This is a genomic window from Actinopolymorpha sp. B17G11 (assembly GCF_040196095.1).
In the GTDB taxonomy this organism is placed as follows: Bacteria; Actinomycetota; Actinomycetes; order Propionibacteriales; family Actinopolymorphaceae; genus Thermasporomyces.
The window spans coordinates 129776-151324 of the sequence record NZ_JBEFTW010000016.1 but is presented as its reverse complement, the minus strand read 5'-3'; the positions used below and the strand labels follow the sequence as shown (position 1 = coordinate 151324).

Below are 21549 nucleotides of genomic sequence, written 5' to 3'. Positions count from 1 at the left end.
GGATCCGGACGTACGCGAGTTCTTGGTGCCACCGGGGTCTTCGTCGGCGACGTCCGCGCTCTCGCCGATCAGGGTACGGATGGCCGTCCACGCGACCTCAGCGGCCTGCTGCTCGGCCTCCTTCTTGCTCCGACCCGAGCCGACGCCATAGTCGGTCCCGCCGACCACCACGTGCGCGGTGAAGAGCTTCTCGTGATCGGGACCCTCCTCGTCGACGACGTACTCCGGCACGCCGAGCGAAGCTCGCGCCGTCAACTCCTGCAGGCTGGTCTTCCAGTCCAGACCGGCACCCATCCGCGCCGAGGCCTCGAGCAACGGGTCGAAGAGACGGTGGACGAACTCGCCAGCCAGTGGGAACCCGCCCGCGAGATAGACCGCGCCGATCACGGCCTCCACCGCATCGCCCAGGATGGACGACTTGTCCCGGCCGCCCGTCGTCTCCTCGCCACGCCCCAGCCGGAGGTACTTCCCCAGCTCGAGCCCGCGGGCGACGCCCGCCAGTGCACGCATGTTGACGACCGCTGCCCGCAGCTTCGCGAGCTGGCCCTCGGACAGGTCAGGGTGGGTACGAAAGAGCGCGTCGGTGATGACAAGGCCGAGCACGGAGTCGCCCAGGAACTCCAACCGCTCGTTGGTGGGCAGGCCGCCGTTCTCGTAGGCGTACGAACGGTGCGTCAGCGCCCGCTCCAACAGGGCGCTGTCGAGCGTGAGCCCGAACCTTTCGTTGAGCTCGTCGTACGTCGTCAACCCCCCGGCGCTGTCCACAGGCGATCTCAGACGTCGAGGACCTGACGACGCTCGCCACGAGGACCGTACTGCCCGCAATCGGGGCAGGCGCGGTGCGGCAGGTGGCGCGCTCGGCACGCCGGGTTGGCGCACGTGACGAGTTGCGGCGCACTGGCCTTCCACTGCGCCCGTCGGCTGCGGGTGTTGCTCCGCGAAACCCTCCGCTTCGGAACGGCCACGGCACTACTCCTTTACATCAGGGCGCCGGGTCGAGCCGGCTCTCTCGTCGTCGGTGGGTTCATGTCCGGCCAGGTCCTCACCCGCGAGAGCCGCGAGGGCGGCCCAGCGGGGGTCGATCCCCGGGTCGTGCCGATGATCAGGGTCGTCGGCCAGACGCACCCCACACTCCGTGCAGAGCCCAGGGCAGTCGTCCTGGCACACCGGCTGGAACGGCAGCGCGAGCACCACCGCGTCCCGGATCACCGGTTCGAGATCGAGCAGGTCGCCCTCGAGCCGGCTGGCCTCGTCGTCCTCAACGTCACTGTCAGGATAGGCGTAGAGCTCCTGGAACTCGACGTCGAGCGTCTGCTCGATCGCCTCCAGACAACGCACGCACTCACCGGCGAGCTGCACCCACGCCGTGCCGGACGCGAGCACACCCTCGACCACCGCCTCGAGCCGAAGCTGCAGCTCGATCGTCGTGCCCTCGGGAACGCCGAGCACATCCGTACCCAGACCAACTGGTGCGTCCACGGAGAGCCGGAGCTTGCGCTGGGCCCCCGGGCGGCGGCCGAGCTCGCGAATGTCGAGCACGAGCGGCGCCTGAGGGTCAACGGTGCTCAAGGCGTCCTAGCTTTCGTCGTTGCACATGACTGGCCTGGCCTGCGAATGAGACCGGCTACCGAGGGTACCTGAGGAGCGCTGACAGCCTCAAACGGACCCCCACCCCCTCAGGTCGGCAGGGGCGGCGCGTCCTCTTCGGCCGTGTAGGTGTCGAGGCCGCTGCGGTCGCGGAGTCGCTCCCGCCCCCTCGTCACCGCGTCGAGGGTCTTGTGCAGCGAGTGCTCGAAGCGGCTCAGCTTGTGATCGACGTACTCGTCCGCCTCGCGCGGCGAGAGCGGGACCTCACCGCGGCGATTGGCGGGCGCCCGCCCCCGGAGCCGGTCCCGCCCCTGGGCCACCGAGGCCAGCGTCTTGTTGAGAGCGATCTCCAGGCCGGCCAGCTTGTGATCGACGTAGTCGTCGACCTCACGGCGAAGCCCCTCCGCCTCGGACTGCGCCTGCGCGAGCATCTCGTCAGCCGTTCTGCGCGCTTCGCGGTAAATGTCGGTGTTGTAGAGGAGGGCCTGCCGTTCGCGACGCGCCTCGTCCACCAGCCGGGCGGCCTCGGCGCGGCCCTGCTCGATCGCGGCCTGGCGGTGCTCCATGACCGCGACGGCCTCGGCGAACTCCTTCGGCAGCAGCCGCTGCACCTCCGCCAGACTGGCGAGGAGTTCCTTGCGATTCACCACACAGGACGCCGACATCGGCATCGAGCGCGCCTTCTCGACGTTCCGGCGTATCTGGTCGAGCTTGTGTTGCACGTCCACCGGGGGTCCCTCCGGGACTTCTGCTGGTACCGGATCAGGCGGATCCGGCACCTCGAGCCGCCAGCCGCGCTGGGCACGATGTCCGCGCGACGGACGGGTTCGTTCGGATCCCCCGTGACCGGCCACGATGCTCACCCCTCACCGAGCCTCTGCGCGAGCAGACGGTGGACATGATCCGGCACGAGCCCGGAGACATCACCGCCGTAGGTCGCGACTTCCTTCACCAGACGTGATGACAAGAAAGAGTACTCGGGACTCGTCGGGACGAAGACGGTCTCGATCCCGGCGAGGCGAAGGTTCATCTGGGCCATCTGTAGTTCATAGTCGAAGTCGCCGACCGCGCGCAGGCCTTTGACGATCGCCTGGATCCCGCGCTCCCGGCAGAAGTCGACGAGCAGGCCGTCGAACGTCGTGATGCGTACGTCCCCGAGGTCCTTCGTCGTCTCCCGCAGCATCTCCATGCGTTCCTCGACCGTGAACAGCCCTTCCTTGCGAGGGTTCGCCCCGATGGCGACGGTCACCTCGTCGAAGAGCCGGGCCGCGCGAACGATGATGTCGAGATGGCCGTTGGTCACCGGGTCGAACGATCCCGGACAGACAGCGCGATGCACGGACGCCTCCTCCTACTCCTCGGCTGCTTCGCCCTCACCGGCGGCGTGACCGTACCAAAGGGTCGTATCCCCGTAGCGTCGCATGCGATCGGCCGCGAATCCGTCCGGCCAGCCGAACTCCCCGGACCGGGTGGAGCGTTCCAGGACGACGACGGCACCGGGACTGAGCCACGCGTGGGCGAGAAGGCCGGTCAGGACACCCGCCAATGCTTCGCCGGTCATGGCGTACGGCGGGTCGAGGAAAACCACGTCGAACGCCTGCCGATCGCCGCGCGGTTCGGCGATGAGTCGCTCCACCTTGGTGGTGAGGACCTGCCCCCCAGGGAGACCGACAGTACGGAGGTTCTGCCGGATGACGTTCGCGGCACGACGGTTGGTTTCGACCAGGACGACAGCGGTGGCGCCCCGGGAGAGGGCTTCGATGCCGACCGCACCACTTCCGGCGTACAGGTCGAGGACGCGACAACCGACCAGGCTGCCGATGTCGGCTTCGAGCGAGGCGAACAACGCCTCGCGGACCCGGTCGGAGGTGGGGCGGGTGTCACGCCCGTCGGGTACGGCCAGGCGGCGTCCGCGGGCCTCACCCGCGACGATGCGGCTCATCGTCCGCCATCATCTCAAAGCTCGCGCCCGATTCCCGCGCCAGACCTGCCGTGATCATGTCGGTGATCATGATCGTGATCGTGAAGGATTTGCGGCGTAGAGAGCCTGTCTCTTTTCATGATCATGGATCGGCGGGTGCAGCCCTATCCTGCTGTGCATGGGCCATAGCGCGGTGATCTTCGATTTCTTCGGCACTCTCACCGAGAGCGTCACGGCGGCCGAACGCATGACCGGACACGCGGAGGTCGCCGCCGCCCTGGGCGTCCCGGCCGACGATTACGCCGAGGCGCTCCACCGCTCGTGGCCGGGCCGCGCGCGCGGACGCCATGGCGACCTTCCGTCGACCATGCGCTGGCTCGCCGCCGCCTGCGGTGTCGATGTGGACGACGCGAGCTGCGCGGCCGCCTGCGCGATCCGACGGCGTACCCAGCGGGACTACGTACGCCTCCGACCAGACGCCGAGCCGGTCCTTCGTACGCTGCGGGAACGTGGCATCGCCGTCGGTCTGGTGAGCGACTGCACCCTCGAACTCCCGGAGGTGTGGAACGAGCTGCCGATCGCGGACCACGTCGACGCGCCGGTGTTCTCCGTGCAGATCGGCGTCAAGAAGCCCGACCCGGCGATCTACCTACGTGCCTGTGAGCGGTTGGGCGTCGAGCCCACCGACTGCGTCTACGTCGGTGACGGCGACAGCAACGAGTTGGTGGGCGCCGCGACGGTCGGGATGCGGCCACGCCGGCTGCTCATGCCCGACCACGCCGACGCGCACGTCTTCGACCCGGTGACCTGGACAGGAGACACGATCGCCAGCCTCGCGGCGGTCCTGGACAACTGAGGATCGGCGGCGCGCGGAGATCAGATCAGGTCTTCTCGAGATAGTCGGCCCGGTCGGCCTCGTACAGCGCCCTGACCGCCTCCTGCAGGGCCGGCACGCGACGCAGCTGTGGATCGTCGGCGACGACCTCGGTGGCGTCGGCCCGCGCGTCGGCGATGACGCTCTCGTCCCGGATCACGGCCAGCATCCGCAGGCTCGACCGCCGGCCGGACTGGTCGGCGCCGAGGACGTCGCCTTCGCGGCGCTGCTCGAGGTCGAGGCGGCTGAGCTCGAATCCGTCGGACGTGGACGCGACGGCGTCGAGGCGTGTGCGGGCGGGCGTGCCATCCTCCGCGTTCGTGACAAGCAGGCACAGCCCGGGCAGGCCACCCCGGCCCACCCGGCCGCGCAGCTGGTGGAGCTGGGACACCCCGAACCAGTCGGCGTCCATCACGACCATCGTCGAGGCGTTGGGAACGTCGACACCGACCTCGATGACCGTCGTCGCCACCAGGACGTCGATCTCGCCGGCCGCGAAGTCGCGCATCACGGCATCCTTGGCATCCGATGCCAGGCGGCCGTGCAGCACCTCGACGCGGAGGTCGGCCAGCGGCCCCGCGCGCAGCGACGCGGCGAGGTCGATCAGAGACTCCGCCTCGGGCCGGCTCGACGGCGCCCGGGTGCGCGAGCGGCCGCCCTGGAGGAGCTTGAGCACCGGTGGACTGGTGCCGTCCGGTGGGACGATCTCCTCCTCGTCGCCGTCGTCGCCGATCCGTGGACAGACGATGTAGGCCTGCCGACGCTGGGCGACCTCCTCACGGACCCGGTCCCAGACCCGATCGAGCCAGGACGGCTTGTCGGCGATGGGAACGACGGTGGTCTGGATCGCCCCCCTGCCCTTCGGCAGCTCGGTGAGCGTCGAGACCTCGAGATCGCCGAACACCGTCATGGCGACTGTACGTGGAATCGGCGTGGCCGTCATCACCAGGACGTGCGGCGGGGCACCGCCCGCCTTCTCGGTGAGCGCGGCGCGCTGCTCCACTCCGAACCGGTGCTGCTCGTCGATCACCACGAGCCCCAGATCGGCGAACATCACCTGATCTTCGAGCAGCGCGTGCGTGCCGATGACCAGGCCGGCCTCGCCGGACGCGATGTCGAGCAGCGCCTTGCGGCGGGTGGCCGTGCTCTGTCCGCCGGTCAACAGGACGACCCGGGTGCCCTGGTCGGAGCCGCCGAGCAGCCCGCGTTCGGCGAGCGGGCCGAGCAACTGCGTGATCGAGCGGTGATGCTGCTGGGCGAGAACCTCCGTCGGCGCCAGCAGGGCCGCCTGTCCCCCGGCGTCGACAACCGCCAGCACCGCGCGGACCGCACAGACCGTCTTGCCGCTACCGACCTCGCCCTGGAGCAGGCGCTGCATCGGGTGATCGCGGGCGAGGTCGTGCTCGATCGCCTCGCCGACCGCGCGCTGACCCGCCGTGAGCTCGAACGGAAGGCGCCCGTCGAACGCCGCCAGTACGCCGTCGGTTCGCGCGACCCGCGGTGTGGCCGGCAGCTCCCGCGCCGCCGACCGGCGCCGGGCCAACTCGACCTGGAGGACGAACGCCTCCTCGAAGCGGAACCGCTTCCTGGCTGCGGTGACGTCGGACTGCGAAGCGGGCCGGTGCAGGGCGAAGAACGCGTCGCGCAGACCCAGCAGGCCGTGCCGTTCGCGGATCTCGGCCGGAATCGGGTCCGGCACCATCTCCAGCGCGTCGAGGGTCCTGCGTACGCACCGGGCAATGGTCCACGTGGCCACCTGCGTGGTCGCCGGATAGATCGGCATCAGCTGCCCGGCGAACGCCTCGGTGAGGTTGTTGTCGAAGTCCTCGTCATCGGTGAGGAGTACGAAGTCAGGGTGGGTGAGCTGGCGTTTGCTGCGGAAGGCCTCCACCTTGCCGGCGAACAGCCCGCGCAGGCCGACCTGCAGCTGGTGACCCCGCCACGCCTGGTTGAAGAACGTCAACGACAGCCTGCCGCGGCCGTCGGTGACGACGACCTCGAGGATGTGGCCCTTGCGCGGGCGGTTCTTCATCTTGATCGGACGGCCCGTGACCGAGGCGATCTCCGCCATGACGGTGACCTCGTCGCCGACGCGGAGATCGTCGAGGTTGGTGAGTTCACCGCGCTGGACGTAACGGCGTGGATAGTGCCGCAGCAGGTCGCCGACGGTCTCGATGTCGAGGCGGTCGCGCAGGCCACGCGCCGCGCCCTCGCTGAGGACACCAGCCAGGTGGGTGCCCAGCGTCGTCTTGGACTTCAACGGAAGGACTTTTGCCATCACTCCACCCCGATCCGCAGGGGCCACATTCCTGGATTGGGTGCGGTTGGCCGCCGGCGTAGCTGAACGCGTCGACCTCGGGCGGCACGGATCCGGCCGATCACCTCATCGGCGAGCCTATCGCCAGCGTGCCTGGCCATGGGCGCGTGGCACTCCCGTGATCCCGTCGGCGGGCTCATGCTCCGCGAGAGTACCGATCACCACCCCCACCGCCCCGGTTGGCGCGTCGTGGCCCTGGTCGGATACTCTCGACCGGTTGCCCCCGTCGGCGCGGCCGGTACGTGTCACTTCCGTGCGTGCCACCCTCGACCGCCGATCGGCCGGGCGACCGTCCATATCCAGAATCTGCACAGGAGTGTCTGCCGTGGCTGCCGTCTGCGACGTTTGTGGCAAGGGTCCCAGGTTCGGCAACAACGTGGCCCGCACGGGTACGCGCGCACTGAAGCGGAAGGTCAAGGCCCGCACCGCTCGGCGGTTCGAGCCCAACATCCAGCGGGTGCACGCGACCGTCGAGGGCACGCCGAAGCGCCTCAACGTCTGCACCTCGTGCCTCAAGGCGGGCAAGGTCAGCCGCTGACCCCAAACCCTGCTCCGGTCTCACGACGGCCGGCCGTTCCGTCCGGGATGGCCGGCCGTTTGCCGTCCTCGGACGCCCGCGCCGGGCACCCAGACCTTCAACGGAAGTGTTCGTGACCGGCCCGCCCTTCGTGGGCCACGCCGTCGACAGTGACGAGCGGACCGGTCGGCGCGGTCGCCATCGCCGGCTCCGCGGCGAGGTCTGCGTCCCCCGCCGCGCACACGCGGCCGATCACGGTCCAGCGCGCTGGGAGCACCACGTCCGGACCGAACGTCCCGGCGAGCGCATGGTCCTCCCCGCCGGTCAGAACGAACGACAGCGGCTCGACACCGATCGCCGCCGCCACGGCCTGGAGCGGTTCGCCGATCTCGAGGGTGCTGGAGTCCACATCGATGCGTACGCCACTCGCGCGGGCGACGTGCTCGAGGTCGGCGAGGAGTCCGTCGCTGACGTCGACGAGCGCCGTCGCGCCGAGACCCGCCGCCTCCGGTCCCGCGTCGTACGGCGGCTGCGGCCGGCGATGCGCCTCCACCACGACCCGCGGCGACCGGAACCCCCGGCCTAGTACGGCGAGTCCCGCCGCGGACCAGCCGAGCCGGCCACAGACGGCCACCAGGTCGCCGGGGCGTGCTCCGGACCGGGTGAGCGGGCGACGCCCCTCCAGCGAGCCCAACGCGGTGATCCCTACCACCACCGCCGGCGAGGACACGACGTCGCCACCCGCGACGGACGCACCCACCAGGTCACACTCGTCGCGTAGGCCGTCGGTGAACTCGATCGCCCACTGCGCCGGCAGGTCGCCGGGCGCGCCGAAGCTGACCAGGAGCGCCGTGGGTGCGGCACCCATGGCGGCGAGGTCGGCGAGATTCTGCGCCGCCGCCTTCCGGCCCACGTCATAGGCGCCTGACCAGTCGCGACGGAAGTGCCGGCCCTCGACGAGCATGTCGGTGGTCGCCACGATCCGACCGTCTGGCGCGGCCACCACCGCCGCGTCGTCACCGGGCCCGAGCTCGACGCCCGGACCGACCGGCAACCTGGCTCGGAAGATGTCGATGAGTCCGAACTCACCGAGCTCGCTGAGAGTCTCGCCATGTCCCCCTGCGGGCGTGCCCACCTCGTCGCTCCCTCCCGGCCGGCTCCACCGTTCAACCGGCTCCACTGCCACCTGGCTCCACTGTTCAACCGGCTCCACTGCACCTGGCTCCACTGCCAAACTGGGCCCGCGGCAGCGCCGACAGCTGGGCCGACAGCTGGGCCGACAGCTGGGCCGAGCCGCGCGGGGTGGCACGTCCCGCGATAGCGTGACCACGACGTGATCCCCTGGAGCTCCGCGACGACGCTACCGCGTGGTGGCGGTATCAGGGCGTACGTCATGAATGCGCGCCAGCGCTGAGTACTGCGCCACGAGCCCGGGAGGACGACCAGTGGTGGTCCAGGCCTACATCCTGATCCAGACCGAAGTCGGCAAGGCGGCCGAAGTCGCAGAGCAGATTGCCCGCATCAAAGGTGTCACCCTCGCCGAAGACGTCACCGGGCCCTATGACGTGATCGTCCGTGCCGAGGCGACCAACGTCGACGAGCTGGGTCGACTCGTCGTCGCCAAGGTGCAGGGGGTCACCGGGATCACCCGGACCCTCACCTGTCCCGTCGTCCATATCTAGGTCCGGCCATTCTTCGCTGTCCTACGCCGGGATTCCTTCGTACGTCCGCGCTCGTGGTGGGTGTGGCGCTGGCGTTCGCCCTGACCGGCTGCGGCCAGGGGCCGGTGAGCGTCGAGCCACCGGAGCCGAGTGGGGCGGCGAAGGGAGCGTGTCGGGCGCTGATCGACGATCTTCCGGCCAACGTCGGCGGTGGCAAGGCCCGTCGGGTGGAGCCACCGGAAGCCCTGGCCGCGGCGTGGGGCGACCCGCCGATCACGTTGCGCTGCGGCGTAGCCCGCCCCGAGGCGCTGACACCGACCTCGGAGTGTTTCGAGATCAACGGCGTCGGATGGTACGCGGAGAAGGCGACCCGCGGGACGATCTTCACCACAGTCGGGCGGGCGACCTATGTCGAGGTCGCCGTGCCAGAGGCGTACGACCCTGCCGCCGATTCGCTGGTCGACCTCGCGTCAAGCGTCGACCGCCGTGTGCGCCAGGTGAAGCCGTGCCAGTAGCGCGATCCGCGCCCGGCGAGTCCTAGCGCAGGCCGGTGGGGCGCTGCAGGGCGAGCTGGATCAGCCGGTCGACCAGAGCGGGATAGTCGAGTCCGGTGGCGGCCCACATCCGCGGGAACATGGAGTACGGAGTGAAGCCGGGCATCGTGTTGATCTCGTTGAGGATCACGGTGCCGTCCTGGCGCAGGAAGAAGTCGACCCGGGCCAGCCCCTCGGCCGAGACCGCGTCGAATGCCTTGACGGCGAGCGCGCGTACCTCGTCGGCTACCGCGTCGTCGAGGTCGGCCGGCACCTCCAGGTTGACGTGCTCCTCGTCGTCGAGGTACTTCGCCTCGAAGTCGTAGAACTCGAACTCCGTGTCGCACCGGATCTCGGCCACGACACTCGCCTCCGGCCGGCCGCCGTCGAGGCGATCCAGGACGCCGCACTCGATCTCGCGGGCGTTCTCGACCGCGGCCTCGACGAGCACCTTGGGGTCGAACTGGCGCGCCTTCTCCACCGCGTCGGCGAGGTCGCCGGGCCGGCCCACCTTGGTGATGCCGATGCTCGATCCGCCGCGAGTCGGTTTGACGAAGACGGGGTAGCCGAGCGAGGCAACCGCCTCTTCGCAGGCGGGGCGGTCGCGGTCCCAGGCACCGGGCTTGAGCACGGTGTAGGGCGCCACGGGAATGGCGTTGGCGGCGAAGATCTGCTTGGCGTAGTGCTTGTCCATGGCGATCGCGCTGGCCAGCACGCCGGCGCCGACGTAGCGCACGCCCGCCATCTCGAGCAGACCCTGCAGGGTGCCGTCCTCGCCGAAAGGCCCGTGCAGCAGGGGGAAAACGACATCGACCTCGCCGAGACTGCTCGGCCCGGAGGCAGGGTCGAGGGCGACGAGCCCTTTGTCCGCGTCGTTGGAGAGCACGACGGCGGCACCCTTCTCGTCGACCTCGGGAAGGTGGCCCGCCTGGATGGCGAGGTGTTCGGGTTCATCGCGTTCGAGGACCCAGCGCCCGTCGAGGGTGATGCCGATGGGGATCACGTCGTACCGGTCCCGGTCGAGGACACGCAGCACACTGCCCGCGGTGGAGCAGGAGACGGCATGCTCCGAACTGCGCCCGCCGAAGACGACAGCCACCCGGGGCTTGGCATCGGTTGGAGACGGCCCGTCGTCGGGTAGTGCTCGGGGCGACAGGCTCCGCTCGAACTCGCTCATCGCCCTGACCCTACTCGGCAGGGGCAGCGAAATGTCAGCGGTTGAGCCGGGCAATGAGTCAGGAAGAATCGGCATATGCGCGAACTCCCCGAGACGCTCACCCCCTCGACACTCACAGTGACCGCCGGACGCCCCGCGCACGAGCCGGACGCCCCGCTGAACCCGCCCTTGACCCTGGCCTCGACCTACGTCGCCGGAGGCGCGCTGGAGTACGGGAGGTATGCCAACCCCACCTGGGAGGCGTTCGAGGAGGTCCTGGGGGGCCTGGAGGGCGGGCGGGCCCTTGCGTACGCGTCGGGGCTCGCCGCGATCGCCACCGTGCTCGACCTGGTGCCTGTGGGTGGCATCGTCGTGGCCCCCCGCCACGCCTACCTGGGCACCGTGGGACAGCTCGCCGATCTCACGACGTCCGGCCGGCTCGGAGAGGCACGGCTGGTCGACATCGCCGACACCGAGGCGGTACGCCGGGCGATGCCGGGCGCCCATCTGGTCCTCGTCGAGTCGCCGACGAACCCGGCGCTCGAGGTGGCGGATCTGCCCACGCTGTGCGCGGCCGGGCGGGAGGCGGGGGCCGTCGTCGCCGTCGACAACACGTTCGCGACCCCGCTCCTGCAACGACCCCTTGACGCAGGCGCCGATGTCGTCGTGCACTCGGCGACGAAGTTTCTCGCCGGGCACAGCGACGTCGTACTCGGTGCACTGGTGACGGCCCCGACCCCGCGCGGTGACGAGTTGTCCGAGGAGCTCGCGAGCCGGCGGAGGAAGATCGGAGCGATACCGGGGCCGTTCGAGACGTGGCTCGCCTTGCGCGGCATGCGTACTCTCCATCTCCGCGTGGAGCGCTCCTGCGCCAACGCGGTCACCCTGGCCGAACGCCTCGCCGCCCATCCGGCTGTGGAACGGGTGCGCTATCCAGGGCTGGCGTCCGATCCTGGGCACGGGCGCGCGACGGCGCAGATGCGGGCGTACGGCGGGATCATCGCGATCGAGTTGCGTGGCGGTGCGGCGGCGGCGGACGCCCTCACCCGAACGACCCGGCTGTGGGTGCACGCGACGAGCCTCGGCGGCGTGGAGTCGACGTTCGAGCGCCGACGGCGCTGGGCGACCGAGGTAGCGACGATTCCAGACAACCTCGTCCGGATGAGCGTCGGGATCGAGGACGTCGACGACCTCTGGACCGACCTCTCGACCGCCCTCGACCAACTCGTCGACCGGTCAGGCTGACCGCGCCCCGCCGATTGGATGAGGGGCACCCTCCACCAATCGGGCACTGGATGAAGGCACCCTCACACGGAGCTATCGGATGAAGGGCACCATCATCGCTGGTGAATCCGCTTCTTGTACGGGTTTCCGATCGAGGGCACGTCGAACTTGCTCGGATCGAACGGGTCGTTCGGCGCCTCCTGCCCACGTAGCTCGGCGAGCAGCGCGGTGATCGCGTCCATCACGACCACGGTCGCCTTCTTCAACAGCGACGGGGTTGCCTGGTCGCCGCGGAACGCCGAGAGATCCACCGGTGGTCCCGCCGCCATCCGCATCGTCTTGCGTGGAAGCAGGCGCGGGAACTTGGCGTACGGCAGAAGCACGTCCTGGGCCCCCCACTGCGCGATGGGAACGATCTCGCAACCGGTACGAAGGGCGATGCGTACGGCTCCGGTCTTGCCGACCATCGGCCACAGCGAGGGGTCACGGGTGATCGTCCCTTCCGGATAGACCACGACACACTCCCCCTCGTCGATCGCGGAGCAGGCCTCGGCGAGAGCGTCGCCGGCGGTGCGCTTCTCGCGGTGCACCGGGATCTGTCCGGCCGAGCGCAGGAACTTCCCCACCACAGGAATGTTGAACAGGCTCGCCTTGGCGAGGAATCGCGGCGGGCGGCCGGAGGTGTGCAGGAAATGCCCGATGGCGATCGGGTCGAAGTACGACAAGTGGTTGGTGACGGCGACGATGCCACCTTTGGCGGGAATGTGCTCGGTGCCTCGCCACTCGCGCCTGGTCAACGTACGCATGAAGGGCACGACAGCCGCGGCGGCCAGGTCGTAGCAGAAGCCGGTCTTCGGTGACGGCAGGGTCTTCGGTGACGGGGTCTGCGGCGGCGGCACTCTGTCCTCCTCGTCGGCCCGCGCGGTGTGGGGTGACGGGCGTGGGCGGTCGGTCAGGGCGCGCATGGCACGAGGTCCTGGAAACCCTACGTTCGCCCGCCACAGTCTGAACGACGCCTGGTGTGGTGTCGAGCAGCGGGTCCGGGGTGCTCTGCCGGGAGTCCTGCGGATCGCCGGTGGGCTGGGACTTGAGAGGATCGACGTCGATGTCTTTGCTAGAACGTGCCAACGGCAGCGGCAGTTCCCCCGATCACCGCGGTGGGGCCGGCTGGACCCTCGTGGTGCCCGTCAAGCCGGCGACGGTCGGAAAGTCCAGGCTTGCTCCGTTCGCCGGAGAGCACCGGACCGACCTTGCCCGGGCGATGGCACTCGACACGGTCACCGCCGCGATGGCATGCCCTGTCGTGGTTGACGTCCTTGCTGTCACCCATGATCACGAGTCGGGTGCCGCCCTGTCAGCGATCGGCGCCATCGTCATCTCCGACGAACCGGAGGAAGGCCTCAACGCCGCCCTCCGCCATGGCGCCGCACGCGCGCGGGCCCGCCGGCCAGGCTGTGCCGTGGCAGCGATGCTGGGCGATCTGCCCGCACTTCGTCCGGACGAGCTCGCGCCGGTGCTCGATGCCGCGCTGGCACATCCCACGTCGTTCGTGGCCGATGCCGACGCCGTCGGTACGACCTTGTACTGCGCTGCAGGGACGGCGGAGTTCTCCCCCCGCTTCGGTGGTGCGTCCCGTGCGGCTCATCTCGCCTCCGGCGCGGTGGAGTTGGACCTGCCCGCGATGACCTCCGTACGCCGCGATGTCGACACCGAGGCCGACCTCATGGACGCGTTGACCCTGGGGGTGGGCGCACGTACCCGGGCCGCTGTCGCGCTTCTGCTGTGACAGTGGGTTTGTTCGGCACGAGGAGGGAATAGTCCTCGCATCGCCGGGCGCATAGACTTCGCGCCATGCAGGCGACGGTGCGTTCGTTCGATCCTGAGACCCGGTCCGGCACGGTGTTGGCCGATGACGGGGTCGAGTTGACCTATGACGCTGAGGCCTTCGCCACCGCAGGCCTGCGGCACCTGCGTATCGGGCAACGGGTTCGACTCGATGTCGAGGGATCCGGCGACGCGACCAAGATCCGCTCGCTCACGATCTACACCCTGACGGACTGACGAAACGCAAAGGGGCCGGCACCTTCATCAACGGAAGGTGCCGGCCCCTTTGCCTGCTGCCGGCTTGCGGCTGGCGACAGTCAGCGCTTCGCCGCACGCCTGGCTGGCGTGCGCTTGCTGGTGGCCTTCTTGGCCGTCGTCTTCTTGGCCGCCGTCTTCTTCGTGGCGGTCTTCTTGGCGGTCACCTTGGTGGCGGCCCGCTTGGCCGGCGACCGCGTGGCGGTCTTCTTTGCCGGAGCCTTCGTCGCGGCCCGCTTTGCCGTGGGCGCCTTGGCTGCCGTCTTCGTCGCGGTCTTCTTCGCGGCCGCGAGCCTTGGCAGCTTCTTGGAGCCGGACACGACGGCCTTGAGTTCCGCACCTGCGCGGAACTTCGGAACCGACGTCTTCCTCGCCCGCTTGCGCTCGCCAGTGCGGGGGTTACGGACCATCCGGGACGGGCGGTCGATCTTCTCGAACGCACCGAACCCCGTGATGGCGACCTTCTCGCCTGACGCCACAGCGCGCGTAATCACGTCGATAACCGACTCGAGCGCGTGCTGCGCGTCCTTCTTGTTGCCCTCGAAACGCGTTGCCAGCGTCTCGACCAACTGAGATTTGTTCACTGCTTCCCTCCGGTGAACGGGATCGTACGAGCCTGCGCTCGATTCATGCGCACGTTAGGGAATGTATCGCTCTTACTCAATAACCTTCACCCGGATGCTCCTTGTGTCGCGGCGTTCTGGCCGGCTGGAGGTGCTTGGAACCGGGTCCGCGTCGGACGCTCGTAGGGTTCGGGTACGGGCCGCGGGAGGCCCGATGTCGCCTGCTGGCGTTGACGAATGGCGGCCCTCCCGGACCACCTGGCCGGCTGCCGTTCGTACCCCTCCGGTCGCCAACCGACCCCGCGCCAGCGGCCGTCCCAAGCGGCCTACATGCCGTCATATCCCTTACCACACAGGGCTTTCGAGGTACGCCGACCGCAGAGACCTACGACTTCGGTTGATCTTGGATCCCCGCCAGGCCGCCGCCGCGGAGCCCCAACCAGGCAGCGACTCCGCCGTGTCGACGACCTGCGGCGGCATCGGTCGGATCCGCATCGGAGCAAGGGTTCGGCAGTGCCGAGGGCGGCGTCGAGCGGCCTCAGATCTGCCGAAAACAAGAAAAGGTGAAGTCGGTCACGTTCGGGCGTGTCGCGGGCGACACGCACCCCTGAACCACTCGATCCGGCTGGTTCAGGAGCTCACTGGCAGCGTCGTGGGCCGCAAGGAGGGACGCTGGGACTCGTACGCATCGATCAGATCCACGTGCGTGAGCGAGATGCCGATGTCGTCGAGGCCCTCGCGCAACCGCCAGCGCGTGTAGTCGTCGATGTCGAAGGAGTCCCGGATCGCGTCCGGGCCGTCGCCGGCAAGGATGAGGCGCTGTTCGAGGTCGACGGTCACGGGAGTCTCCGGCTCGCGTTCGACCAACTCCCACAGGCGTTCGACGATCTTGTGGTCGACGAGTGCCACCAGAAGGCCCGCCTTGCCGGCATTGCCGCGGAAGATGTCGCCGAACCGGGCCGCGATGACGACCTTGAAGCCGGCGTCCTGCAAGGCCCAGACCGCATGCTCCCGGGAGGATCCGGTGCCGAAGTCAGGGCCGGCCACGAGGATCGAGGCTCCCTGGTGCTCCGGCTTGTTGAGGACGAACGCGGGATCGCCCCGCCAGGCGGCGAAGAGCCCGTCGCCGAATCCGGTCCGCGTCACGCGCTTGAGGTAGACCGCCGGGATGATCTGGTCGGTGTCGACGTTGGACCGCCGCAGCGGGGCGGCCTTGCCGGTGTGGACGGTGAACTTCTCCATGGCTGTGGCTCCGTCAGCTTCGGATCGTGCGGAGGATCAGGTCGTGGGCAGGTCGGCGGGCGAGGCGAGGTGGCCACTGACGGCGGTCGCGGCCGCGACGAGCGGCGACACCAGGTGGGTACGTCCGCCCTTGCCCTGCCGGCCTTCGAAGTTGCGGTTGGAGGTCGACGCGCTGCGCTCCCCCGGCGCGAGCTGGTCGGGGTTCATGCCCAGGCACATCGAGCAGCCGGCGCCCCGCCATTCGGCTCCCGCGTCCTTGAAGAACACGTCGAGACCTTCGGCCTCGGCCTGCAGGCGTACGCGGCCCGAACCCGGAACCACCAACATGCGTACTCCTGGAGCGACCTTGCGGCCGCGGATCACGTCGGCGGCGGCGCGCAGGTCCTCGATCCGGCCGTTGGTGCAGGACCCGAGGAACACCGTGTCGACAGTGATCTCGCGCATCGGAGTGCCGGGCGTGAGGCCCATGTACTCGAGCGCCCGCTCGGCCGACACCTGTGCGCCCGGGTCGTCGTAGTCGCTCGGATGGGGGACGGCGCCGCCGAGGGGAACCCCCTGCCCGGGGTTGGTTCCCCAGGTGACGAAAGGCGTCAGGGCGCTCGCGTCGAGGTGGACCTCGCGGTCGAACTCCGCGCCGGGGTCGGTCGTGAGGCCACGCCAGTAGTCGAGAGCGGCCTCCCATTCCTTGCCCTTCGGGGCGTGTGGGCGACCCTCCAGATAGGCGAAGGTCGTCGCGTCCGGCGCCACCATGCCGGCCTTGGCACCCCACTCGATCGACATGTTGCAGACCGTCATCCGGCCTTCCATCGACATGGCGCGCATGGCTTCGCCGCGGTATTCGACGACGTGCCCCTGCCCGCCGCCGGTGCCCACCTGGGCGATGAGGGCGAGGACGAGGTCCTTCGGCGTCACGCCTTCCGGCGGTAGGCCGTCGACCGTCACGGCCATGGTCTTCGGACGACTCTGGGGCAGGGTCTGGGTGGCGAGGACGTGTTCGACCTCGCTCGTGCCGATGCCGAACGCCAACGCGCCAAAGGCTCCGTGGGTCGAGGTGTGGGAGTCACCGCAGACGATCGTCATGCCGGGCTGGGTGAGGCCGAGCTGCGGGCCGATGATGTGCACGATGCCCTGGTCGGCGTCGCCGAGCCGGTGCAGCCGGACCCCGAACTCCTCGCAGTTGCGACGCAGGGTCTCGACCTGGGTGCGGGAGACCGGATCGGCGATCGGCTTGTCGAAGTCCAGGGTGGGGACGTTGTGGTCCTCGGTCGCGATCGTGAGGTCGGGACGCCGTACGCCGCGGCCGGCAAGGCGGAGGCCGTCGAACGCCTGCGGACTCGTCACCTCGTGGACGAGGTGGAGGTCGATGTAGAGCAGGTCGGGTTCGCCCTCGCTCCGGCGTACGACGTGCTCCTCCCACACCTTCTCCGCGAGGGTGGTCCGCATGGTGGTGCCTCCAGACAGGTCTTTTCGCAATTGTTTCGACCCGACCCAACGTGGGTCCGGTTTGACTGGTTCTCGACCCTTCAGACCTTGGCCTTTTCAGGTTCTGGGCTTGCGTCTCGTAATTCGAGACTGCAATATCGAGTCATGGACAACTCTAGCGGAGTCGGCGTTCTTGACAAGGCGGCGCTCGTTCTCGGTGCCCTGGAAGCGGGTCCGGCCACCCTCGCCGGGCTGGTTCAGGTCACAGGTCTGGCCAGGCCGACAGCCCACCGGCTGGCGGTCGCGTTGGAGCATCACCGTCTCGTGGCCAGGGACATGCAGGGGAGGTTCATCCTCGGTCCCCGGCTCGGGGAGCTGGCCGCCGCGGCCGGTGAGGACCGGCTGCTGGCCGCCGCAGGGCCCGTCCTGGCACGCCTTCGCGACATCACGGGGGAATCCGCTCAGCTCTTCCGCCGCCAGGGCGAGGGGCGCGTCTGTGTCGCCGCCGCCGAACGCCCGAGCGGGCTCCGCGACACGATCCCGGTTGGCACCCAACTCACCATGCACGCCGGCTCCGCCGCCCAGATCCTGCTGGCGTGGGAGGAGCCTGAACGCCTGCACCGCGGCCTGCAGGGCGCGAAGTTCACGGCGGCGACGTTGGCGGCCGTACGCCGGCGAGGATGGGCGCAGAGCGTCGGGGAACGGGAGGCGGGGGTCGCGTCGGTCTCGGCCGGGATCCGCTCTCCGTCCGGCAAGGTCGTCGCGGCGGTGTCGGTGTCCGGTCCGCTGGAGCGGCTGTCTCGGCAGCCGGGTCGGATGCACGCGCCTGCGGTGATGGCGGCCGCCGAACGCCTCTCCGAGTCCCTCCGCCGAGCCGCCGAGTAAGCACCTGCCGGGCCGGAACCGCCCTACCGGCACACGGTTGCAGCGCAGGCCAGGGCGGCACACCGTCAAGAGCGGCTCTGGAGGACCGATGCCCGTCACCGTCGTCACCATGTCGCTGCCGACGTACGACCTCACGGCGCCTCCCGACGCGGAAGCCGTCGGCGCAGCTCTCGATGACGTCATCTGCAAGAACTTCGGCCAGGACGGGGAACGCGAGATTGCCATCCGGTCCGTCAGCCTGATCGACCATCCGACGCACACGCACGACTCGCTGGGCGAAGTGATCAGGGCGACCGGCACGGATCGGTACGACCCTGAGCGGAAGGGCCCGCTGCACGAGGCCTACGACCGTTACGGCGTCGAGTTGCACGTCGTTCCCTGCGTGGTCTCGGCAACCTCCCTGAGCTCGGCCATGTGCGACGGCCGAACGTTCTACGGCACCACGGAATCGGTGATGGCGGAGGCCGTGAGCGACTTCTACGTGGGTCCGCCGGTCGACCGCGACGGCGTTCCACTGAGGATCGACCTGCTCACCATCTACGACCTCGCCCACCTCGAGGGCATCCCGATCCCCTTCCATGGCGAGGAGAAAGCGCCGCTGTCAGCCTGCCGTTTCAGACATCCCGATCGGCGCAGCGAAGCAGTACTCGGGCTGATCAAGGTTCTCTGAGCCTGGGTAGGTCACCTGCGGCCGGTCCCCAGGCGCCGACGCACCGTGTCCCGGGGTGCCGGTCGGGCTCAGAAGTCGATCCGCACGGCGTCCTTCCGCAAGGCTGCACACGCTAGGTCACATTCCGGATGCTCTACCTCCGGAAACGCAGACACCTGCTGTCGTACGACGTCAGTGACACGCGAAAGGCGACCCGGTGCGCTCAGCGCACACGGATCGCCCAAGAGCCTGTAGCCCCGACCGGATTCGAACCGGCGCTACCGCCTTGAGAGGGCGGCGTGCTAGGCCGCTACACAACGGGGCCGCAAAGCGAGCTGCACTCTATCAACCGGAGACTGTCCGTCCGCCAGAGCCTCCCAGCCAACCAGCGTTTCCCAGCCAACCAGAGCCTCCCAGCCAACCGGAGACTCCCGAGAACGCGGAGACTCCCAGCTCACCCGCTGGGGTACTAGGACTCGAACCTAGACTAACGGAACCAGAATCCGTCGGGCTGCCAATTACCCCATACCCCATGGGTCGGCCCGAACCACCATCTGGCAGCGGGCCGCCTCGATGATAGCGAAGCCGTCGCGTACCCCCACACGGGCCATCAGGGTCGGCTAGCCGACGTCCGCCTCGAGCGCCCGCTCTATCCGCCCGAGCGTGCGGTGAGCTCCCAGCAGCTCCAGCGACTCGAAGAGTGGCGGGGATACCCGCCGCCCCGTCACGGCCACGCGTACGGGCCCGAACGCGTGCTTGGGCTTGCGTCCCAACTTCTCGACGAGGACCTGCCGCAGCGCCTGCTCGATGGCTGCCCGGTCCCATACGGCGAGCGCCGCGAGGGCTTCGTACGCCGCGGACAAGACAGGTCCGGCGTCGGTGGTGAGTACGCGCGCAGCAGCCTCCGGGTCGACGGTGAAGGCGCCCTCGCGGACGAAGAGGAAGGCCAGCAGGTCGACGGATTCGGTGAGCCTGGTCAGCCGCTCCTGAATCAGGGGCACGGCGGCCACCACGAGCCGTGCCTGGTCCGGATGCACCGGCTCGGCCACCAGCCCGGCCGCCTGCAGGAACGGCATGATCCGATGCGCCAGTTCGTCAACGCCGAGCGCGCGGATCTTGTCCCCGTTGATGGCGTCGAGCTTCTTGGGGTCGAGGCGGCCTGGCGTGGCACCCACCCGGGACAGGTCGAAGAGCTCGACCAGCTCGTCGAGGCGGAGGTCCTCGCGGTCGTTGCCCGGTGACCAGCCGAGCAGGGCGAGGTAGTTGACCACCGCTTCCGGAAGGTAGCCGTTCTCGCGGTACCACTCGATGGAGGCCGATCCGTAGCGCTTCGACAGCGGCTTGCCGTCGGTCCCGAGGACGTACGGGCAGTGGGTGAAGACCGGGACGTCCTCGGCGGGAACGCCCATCGCCTCGTACATCGCGATCTGCCGCGGCGTCGAGGCCAGCAGGTCGTCGCCGCGGACGACGTGGGTGATCCGCATGAGCGCGTCATCCACTGACACGGCGAGGTTGTAGAGGGGGTAGCCGTTGGCCCGCATGATGACGAAGTCGGGGATGTTGGCGTGGTCGAAGACCACCTCGCCACGAATCGTGTCGTGGACGGTGGTGGTGCCGGGCGGCATCCGGAAGCGGACGACGGGTTTGCGTGCCTCCGCTTCGAAGTCCGCGACCTGCGCAGCCGTCAGCGTCCGGCAGCGACCGCTGTAGCCGGGCGGCAGGCCCTTGCTGCGTTGCGTTTCCCGCTCGGCGTCGAGCTCCTCCTGCGTGCAGTAGCAGTGGTACGCAGTGCCCTCGGACAGGAACCGCTGGACCCACTCGTGGTAGAGCGGAAGGCGTTCGCTCTGCTGGTACGGGCCGCAGTCGCCGCCGATCTCCGGACCCTCGTCCCAGTCGAGGCCGAGCCAGCGCAGGTCCTCGAGGGCGGACGCGATCGCCTCGTCGGTGATGCGTGACCGGTCGGTGTCCTCGATCCGCAGAACGAACCGGCCCCCGGTGTGGCGCGCCCATGCCCATGCGTACAACGCGGTTCGGATGTTGCCGACATGCAGGTCGCCGCTCGGGGAGGGCGCGAAGCGGGTACGGACGGCTGGTGAGGGCCGGGCGGAACCGCCTTCAGCCATGGGCGATCACCGGGTTGGTCAGGGTGCCGATGCCCTCGATGGTGACCGACACCTCCTCACCGGGACGCATCGGCCCGACACCGGCCGGCGTCCCGGTGAGGATCAGGTCGCCGGGCAACAGCGTCATGAACGAGCTGACGTACCTGACGAGGGACGGGATGTCGTGGATCATCTGCGAGGTACGCCCGGACTGGCGAGGCTCCCCCGCCACGGTCGTCGTCAACGCCAGGTCGGAGGCGTCGAGCTCGGTCTCGATCCAGGGGCCGATCGGGCAGAACGTGTCGAATCCCTTGGCCCTCGCCCACTGCCCGTCGGTCTTCTGCAGGTCGCGGGCCGTGACGTCGTTGGCACAGGTGTAGCCGAAGATGACCTCGGCGGCGCGTTCGCGTGGCACGTGTCGGCAGATCCGGCCGATCACCACCGCCAGCTCGCCTTCGTAGTGCAGGTCCGAGGTTTCTGCCGGGTAGACGATCCCGTCACGCGGCCCGATGACCGACGTGTTGGGCTTGAGGAAGATCAACGGCTCGGCCGGAACCTCGTTGCCCAGCTCGGCAGCGTGTTCGGCGTAGTTGCGGCCGACGCCGATCACCTTGCTCCGTGGGATGATCGGCGCCAGCAGGCGTAGGTCCGTGAGCGGGAGCCGTTCGCCGGTGGGCTGGACGGGCCGGTAGAGCGGGTCGCCGTCGATCACCGCGGCGATCTCGGCCCCCGCCTCCCCTTCGATCACGGCGTACTTCGGGTCCTCACCTGCACTGAACCGTGCGATGCGCAAGGCCAACCTGCCTTCGTGCTTCCT

24 protein-coding genes and 2 tRNA genes are annotated in these 21549 nt (G+C 69.3%); 9 read left to right on the top strand and 17 right to left on the bottom strand.

Annotated features, from left to right (window positions below; translation table 11 throughout):
- From rnc to rsmD, 6 genes are all read right to left on the bottom strand, one after another.
- A partial coding sequence (gene rnc, locus ABN028_RS18140; RefSeq protein ID WP_502879188.1) for a ribonuclease III occupies positions 1-747 on the bottom strand: 747 nt, incomplete at its 3' end.
- Positions 748-773: 26 nt separating this feature from the next.
- On the bottom strand, positions 774-965 hold the full coding sequence (rpmF, locus tag ABN028_RS18135; protein ID WP_349326251.1) for a 50S ribosomal protein L32: 192 nt from the start codon (positions 963-965) through the stop codon (positions 774-776).
- Between the two features lie 4 nt (positions 966-969).
- Positions 970-1569, bottom strand: a complete 600-nt coding sequence (locus ABN028_RS18130) for a YceD family protein (RefSeq protein ID WP_349697375.1) — start codon at positions 1567-1569, stop codon at positions 970-972.
- A 107-nt stretch (positions 1570-1676) separates the two neighbouring features.
- A complete protein-coding gene (locus ABN028_RS18125; protein ID WP_349326249.1) occupies positions 1677-2315 on the bottom strand; it encodes a F0F1 ATP synthase subunit B family protein in 639 nt (212 codons plus the stop codon).
- Between the two features lie 131 nt (positions 2316-2446).
- Positions 2447-2926, bottom strand: coding sequence for a pantetheine-phosphate adenylyltransferase (gene coaD / locus ABN028_RS18120; RefSeq protein ID WP_349326248.1), 480 nt, complete (start codon positions 2924-2926; stop codon positions 2447-2449).
- Positions 2927-2938: 12 nt separating this feature from the next.
- Positions 2939-3529, bottom strand: a complete 591-nt coding sequence (gene rsmD / locus ABN028_RS18115; RefSeq protein ID WP_349697374.1) for a 16S rRNA (guanine(966)-N(2))-methyltransferase RsmD — start codon at positions 3527-3529, stop codon at positions 2939-2941.
- 157 nt (positions 3530-3686) lie between these two features.
- Here rsmD and ABN028_RS18110 point away from each other — a divergent pair, with 157 nt between their 5' ends.
- Entirely contained in the window at positions 3687-4364 is a 678-nt protein-coding gene (locus tag ABN028_RS18110) for an HAD family hydrolase (RefSeq protein WP_349697373.1), read from the top strand.
- Positions 4365-4389: 25 nt separating this feature from the next.
- Here the strand turns inward: ABN028_RS18110 and recG are convergent, their stop codons facing one another.
- Positions 4390-6660 (bottom strand): ATP-dependent DNA helicase RecG, encoded by a 2271-nt coding sequence (gene recG / locus ABN028_RS18105; protein ID WP_349697372.1) that lies wholly within the window; start codon positions 6658-6660, stop codon positions 4390-4392.
- A 364-nt stretch (positions 6661-7024) separates the two neighbouring features.
- On the opposite strand from recG, the gene rpmB reads away from it, so the two are divergent.
- Entirely contained in the window at positions 7025-7237 is a 213-nt protein-coding gene (gene rpmB / locus ABN028_RS18100) for a 50S ribosomal protein L28 (RefSeq protein ID WP_349326244.1), read from the top strand.
- A gap of 97 nt (positions 7238-7334) precedes the next feature.
- On the opposite strand, the gene ABN028_RS18095 is transcribed toward rpmB, so the two are convergent.
- A complete protein-coding gene (locus ABN028_RS18095) occupies positions 7335-8351 on the bottom strand; it encodes a thiamine-phosphate kinase (protein WP_349326243.1) in 1017 nt (338 codons plus the stop codon).
- A 310-nt stretch (positions 8352-8661) separates the two neighbouring features.
- Between ABN028_RS18095 and ABN028_RS18090 the strand changes: the two genes are divergently transcribed.
- Positions 8662-8898 (top strand): Lrp/AsnC family transcriptional regulator, encoded by a 237-nt coding sequence (locus tag ABN028_RS18090; RefSeq protein WP_502877533.1) that lies wholly within the window; start codon positions 8662-8664, stop codon positions 8896-8898.
- Positions 8899-8951: 53 nt separating this feature from the next.
- Complete coding sequence (locus ABN028_RS18085; protein WP_349326242.1) at positions 8952-9392, top strand: DUF3515 domain-containing protein; 441 nt, start codon at positions 8952-8954, stop codon at positions 9390-9392.
- Between the two features lie 22 nt (positions 9393-9414).
- On the opposite strand, the gene ABN028_RS18080 is transcribed toward ABN028_RS18085, so the two are convergent.
- Positions 9415-10587 carry a D-alanine--D-alanine ligase family protein gene (locus tag ABN028_RS18080; protein WP_349697371.1) on the bottom strand — a complete coding sequence of 391 codons (1173 nt, stop codon included), beginning with the start codon at positions 10585-10587 and terminating at the stop codon, positions 9415-9417.
- Between the two features lie 75 nt (positions 10588-10662).
- On the opposite strand from ABN028_RS18080, the gene ABN028_RS18075 reads away from it, so the two are divergent.
- Positions 10663-11811, top strand: a complete 1149-nt coding sequence (locus tag ABN028_RS18075; protein ID WP_349697370.1) for a trans-sulfuration enzyme family protein — start codon at positions 10663-10665, stop codon at positions 11809-11811.
- Positions 11812-11903: 92 nt separating this feature from the next.
- On the opposite strand, the gene ABN028_RS18070 is transcribed toward ABN028_RS18075, so the two are convergent.
- Positions 11904-12755, bottom strand: coding sequence for a lysophospholipid acyltransferase family protein (locus ABN028_RS18070; RefSeq protein ID WP_349326239.1), 852 nt, complete (start codon positions 12753-12755; stop codon positions 11904-11906).
- A gap of 140 nt (positions 12756-12895) precedes the next feature.
- On the opposite strand from ABN028_RS18070, the gene cofC reads away from it, so the two are divergent.
- Together cofC and ABN028_RS18060 are read left to right on the top strand one after the other, a co-directional pair.
- Positions 12896-13576 carry a 2-phospho-L-lactate guanylyltransferase gene (gene cofC, locus ABN028_RS18065; RefSeq protein ID WP_349326238.1) on the top strand — a complete coding sequence of 227 codons (681 nt, stop codon included), beginning with the start codon at positions 12896-12898 and terminating at the stop codon, positions 13574-13576.
- Positions 13577-13641: 65 nt separating this feature from the next.
- Positions 13642-13851 carry a cold-shock protein gene (locus tag ABN028_RS18060; RefSeq protein WP_349326237.1) on the top strand — a complete coding sequence of 70 codons (210 nt, stop codon included), beginning with the start codon at positions 13642-13644 and terminating at the stop codon, positions 13849-13851.
- Positions 13852-13931: 80 nt separating this feature from the next.
- On the opposite strand, the gene ABN028_RS18055 is transcribed toward ABN028_RS18060, so the two are convergent.
- From ABN028_RS18055 to leuC, 3 genes are all read right to left on the bottom strand, one after another.
- The gene (locus ABN028_RS18055; RefSeq protein ID WP_349326236.1) at positions 13932-14453 is read right to left on the bottom strand and encodes an HU family DNA-binding protein; all 522 of its coding nucleotides are present in this window, start codon (positions 14451-14453) and stop codon (positions 13932-13934) included.
- A gap of 609 nt (positions 14454-15062) precedes the next feature.
- Positions 15063-15674, bottom strand: a complete 612-nt coding sequence (gene leuD / locus ABN028_RS18050) for a 3-isopropylmalate dehydratase small subunit (RefSeq protein WP_349326235.1) — start codon at positions 15672-15674, stop codon at positions 15063-15065.
- Positions 15675-15710: 36 nt separating this feature from the next.
- Positions 15711-17117 carry a 3-isopropylmalate dehydratase large subunit gene (leuC, locus tag ABN028_RS18045; protein WP_349697369.1) on the bottom strand — a complete coding sequence of 469 codons (1407 nt, stop codon included), beginning with the start codon at positions 17115-17117 and terminating at the stop codon, positions 15711-15713.
- A gap of 144 nt (positions 17118-17261) precedes the next feature.
- Between leuC and ABN028_RS18040 the strand changes: the two genes are divergently transcribed.
- Both ABN028_RS18040 and ABN028_RS18035 read left to right on the top strand, forming a co-directional pair.
- Positions 17262-17981, top strand: a complete 720-nt coding sequence (locus ABN028_RS18040) for an IclR family transcriptional regulator (RefSeq protein WP_349326233.1) — start codon at positions 17262-17264, stop codon at positions 17979-17981.
- A gap of 88 nt (positions 17982-18069) precedes the next feature.
- Positions 18070-18651, top strand: coding sequence for a hypothetical protein (locus tag ABN028_RS18035; RefSeq protein ID WP_349697368.1), 582 nt, complete (start codon positions 18070-18072; stop codon positions 18649-18651).
- Between the two features lie 231 nt (positions 18652-18882).
- Here ABN028_RS18035 and ABN028_RS18030 read toward each other — a convergent pair.
- From ABN028_RS18030 to ABN028_RS18015, 4 genes are all read right to left on the bottom strand, one after another.
- Positions 18883-18955, bottom strand: a tRNA-Glu gene (locus ABN028_RS18030).
- Positions 18956-19091: 136 nt separating this feature from the next.
- Positions 19092-19163 (bottom strand) — tRNA-Gln (locus ABN028_RS18025).
- A gap of 87 nt (positions 19164-19250) precedes the next feature.
- On the bottom strand, positions 19251-20753 hold the full coding sequence (gene gltX, locus ABN028_RS18020; RefSeq protein ID WP_349697367.1) for a glutamate--tRNA ligase: 1503 nt from the start codon (positions 20751-20753) through the stop codon (positions 19251-19253).
- Positions 20746-21525, bottom strand: coding sequence for a fumarylacetoacetate hydrolase family protein (locus ABN028_RS18015; RefSeq protein WP_349697366.1), 780 nt, complete (start codon positions 21523-21525; stop codon positions 20746-20748). Before ABN028_RS18015 ends, gltX begins: the two co-directional genes overlap by 8 nt.
- Positions 21526-21549 lie beyond the last annotated feature (24 nt).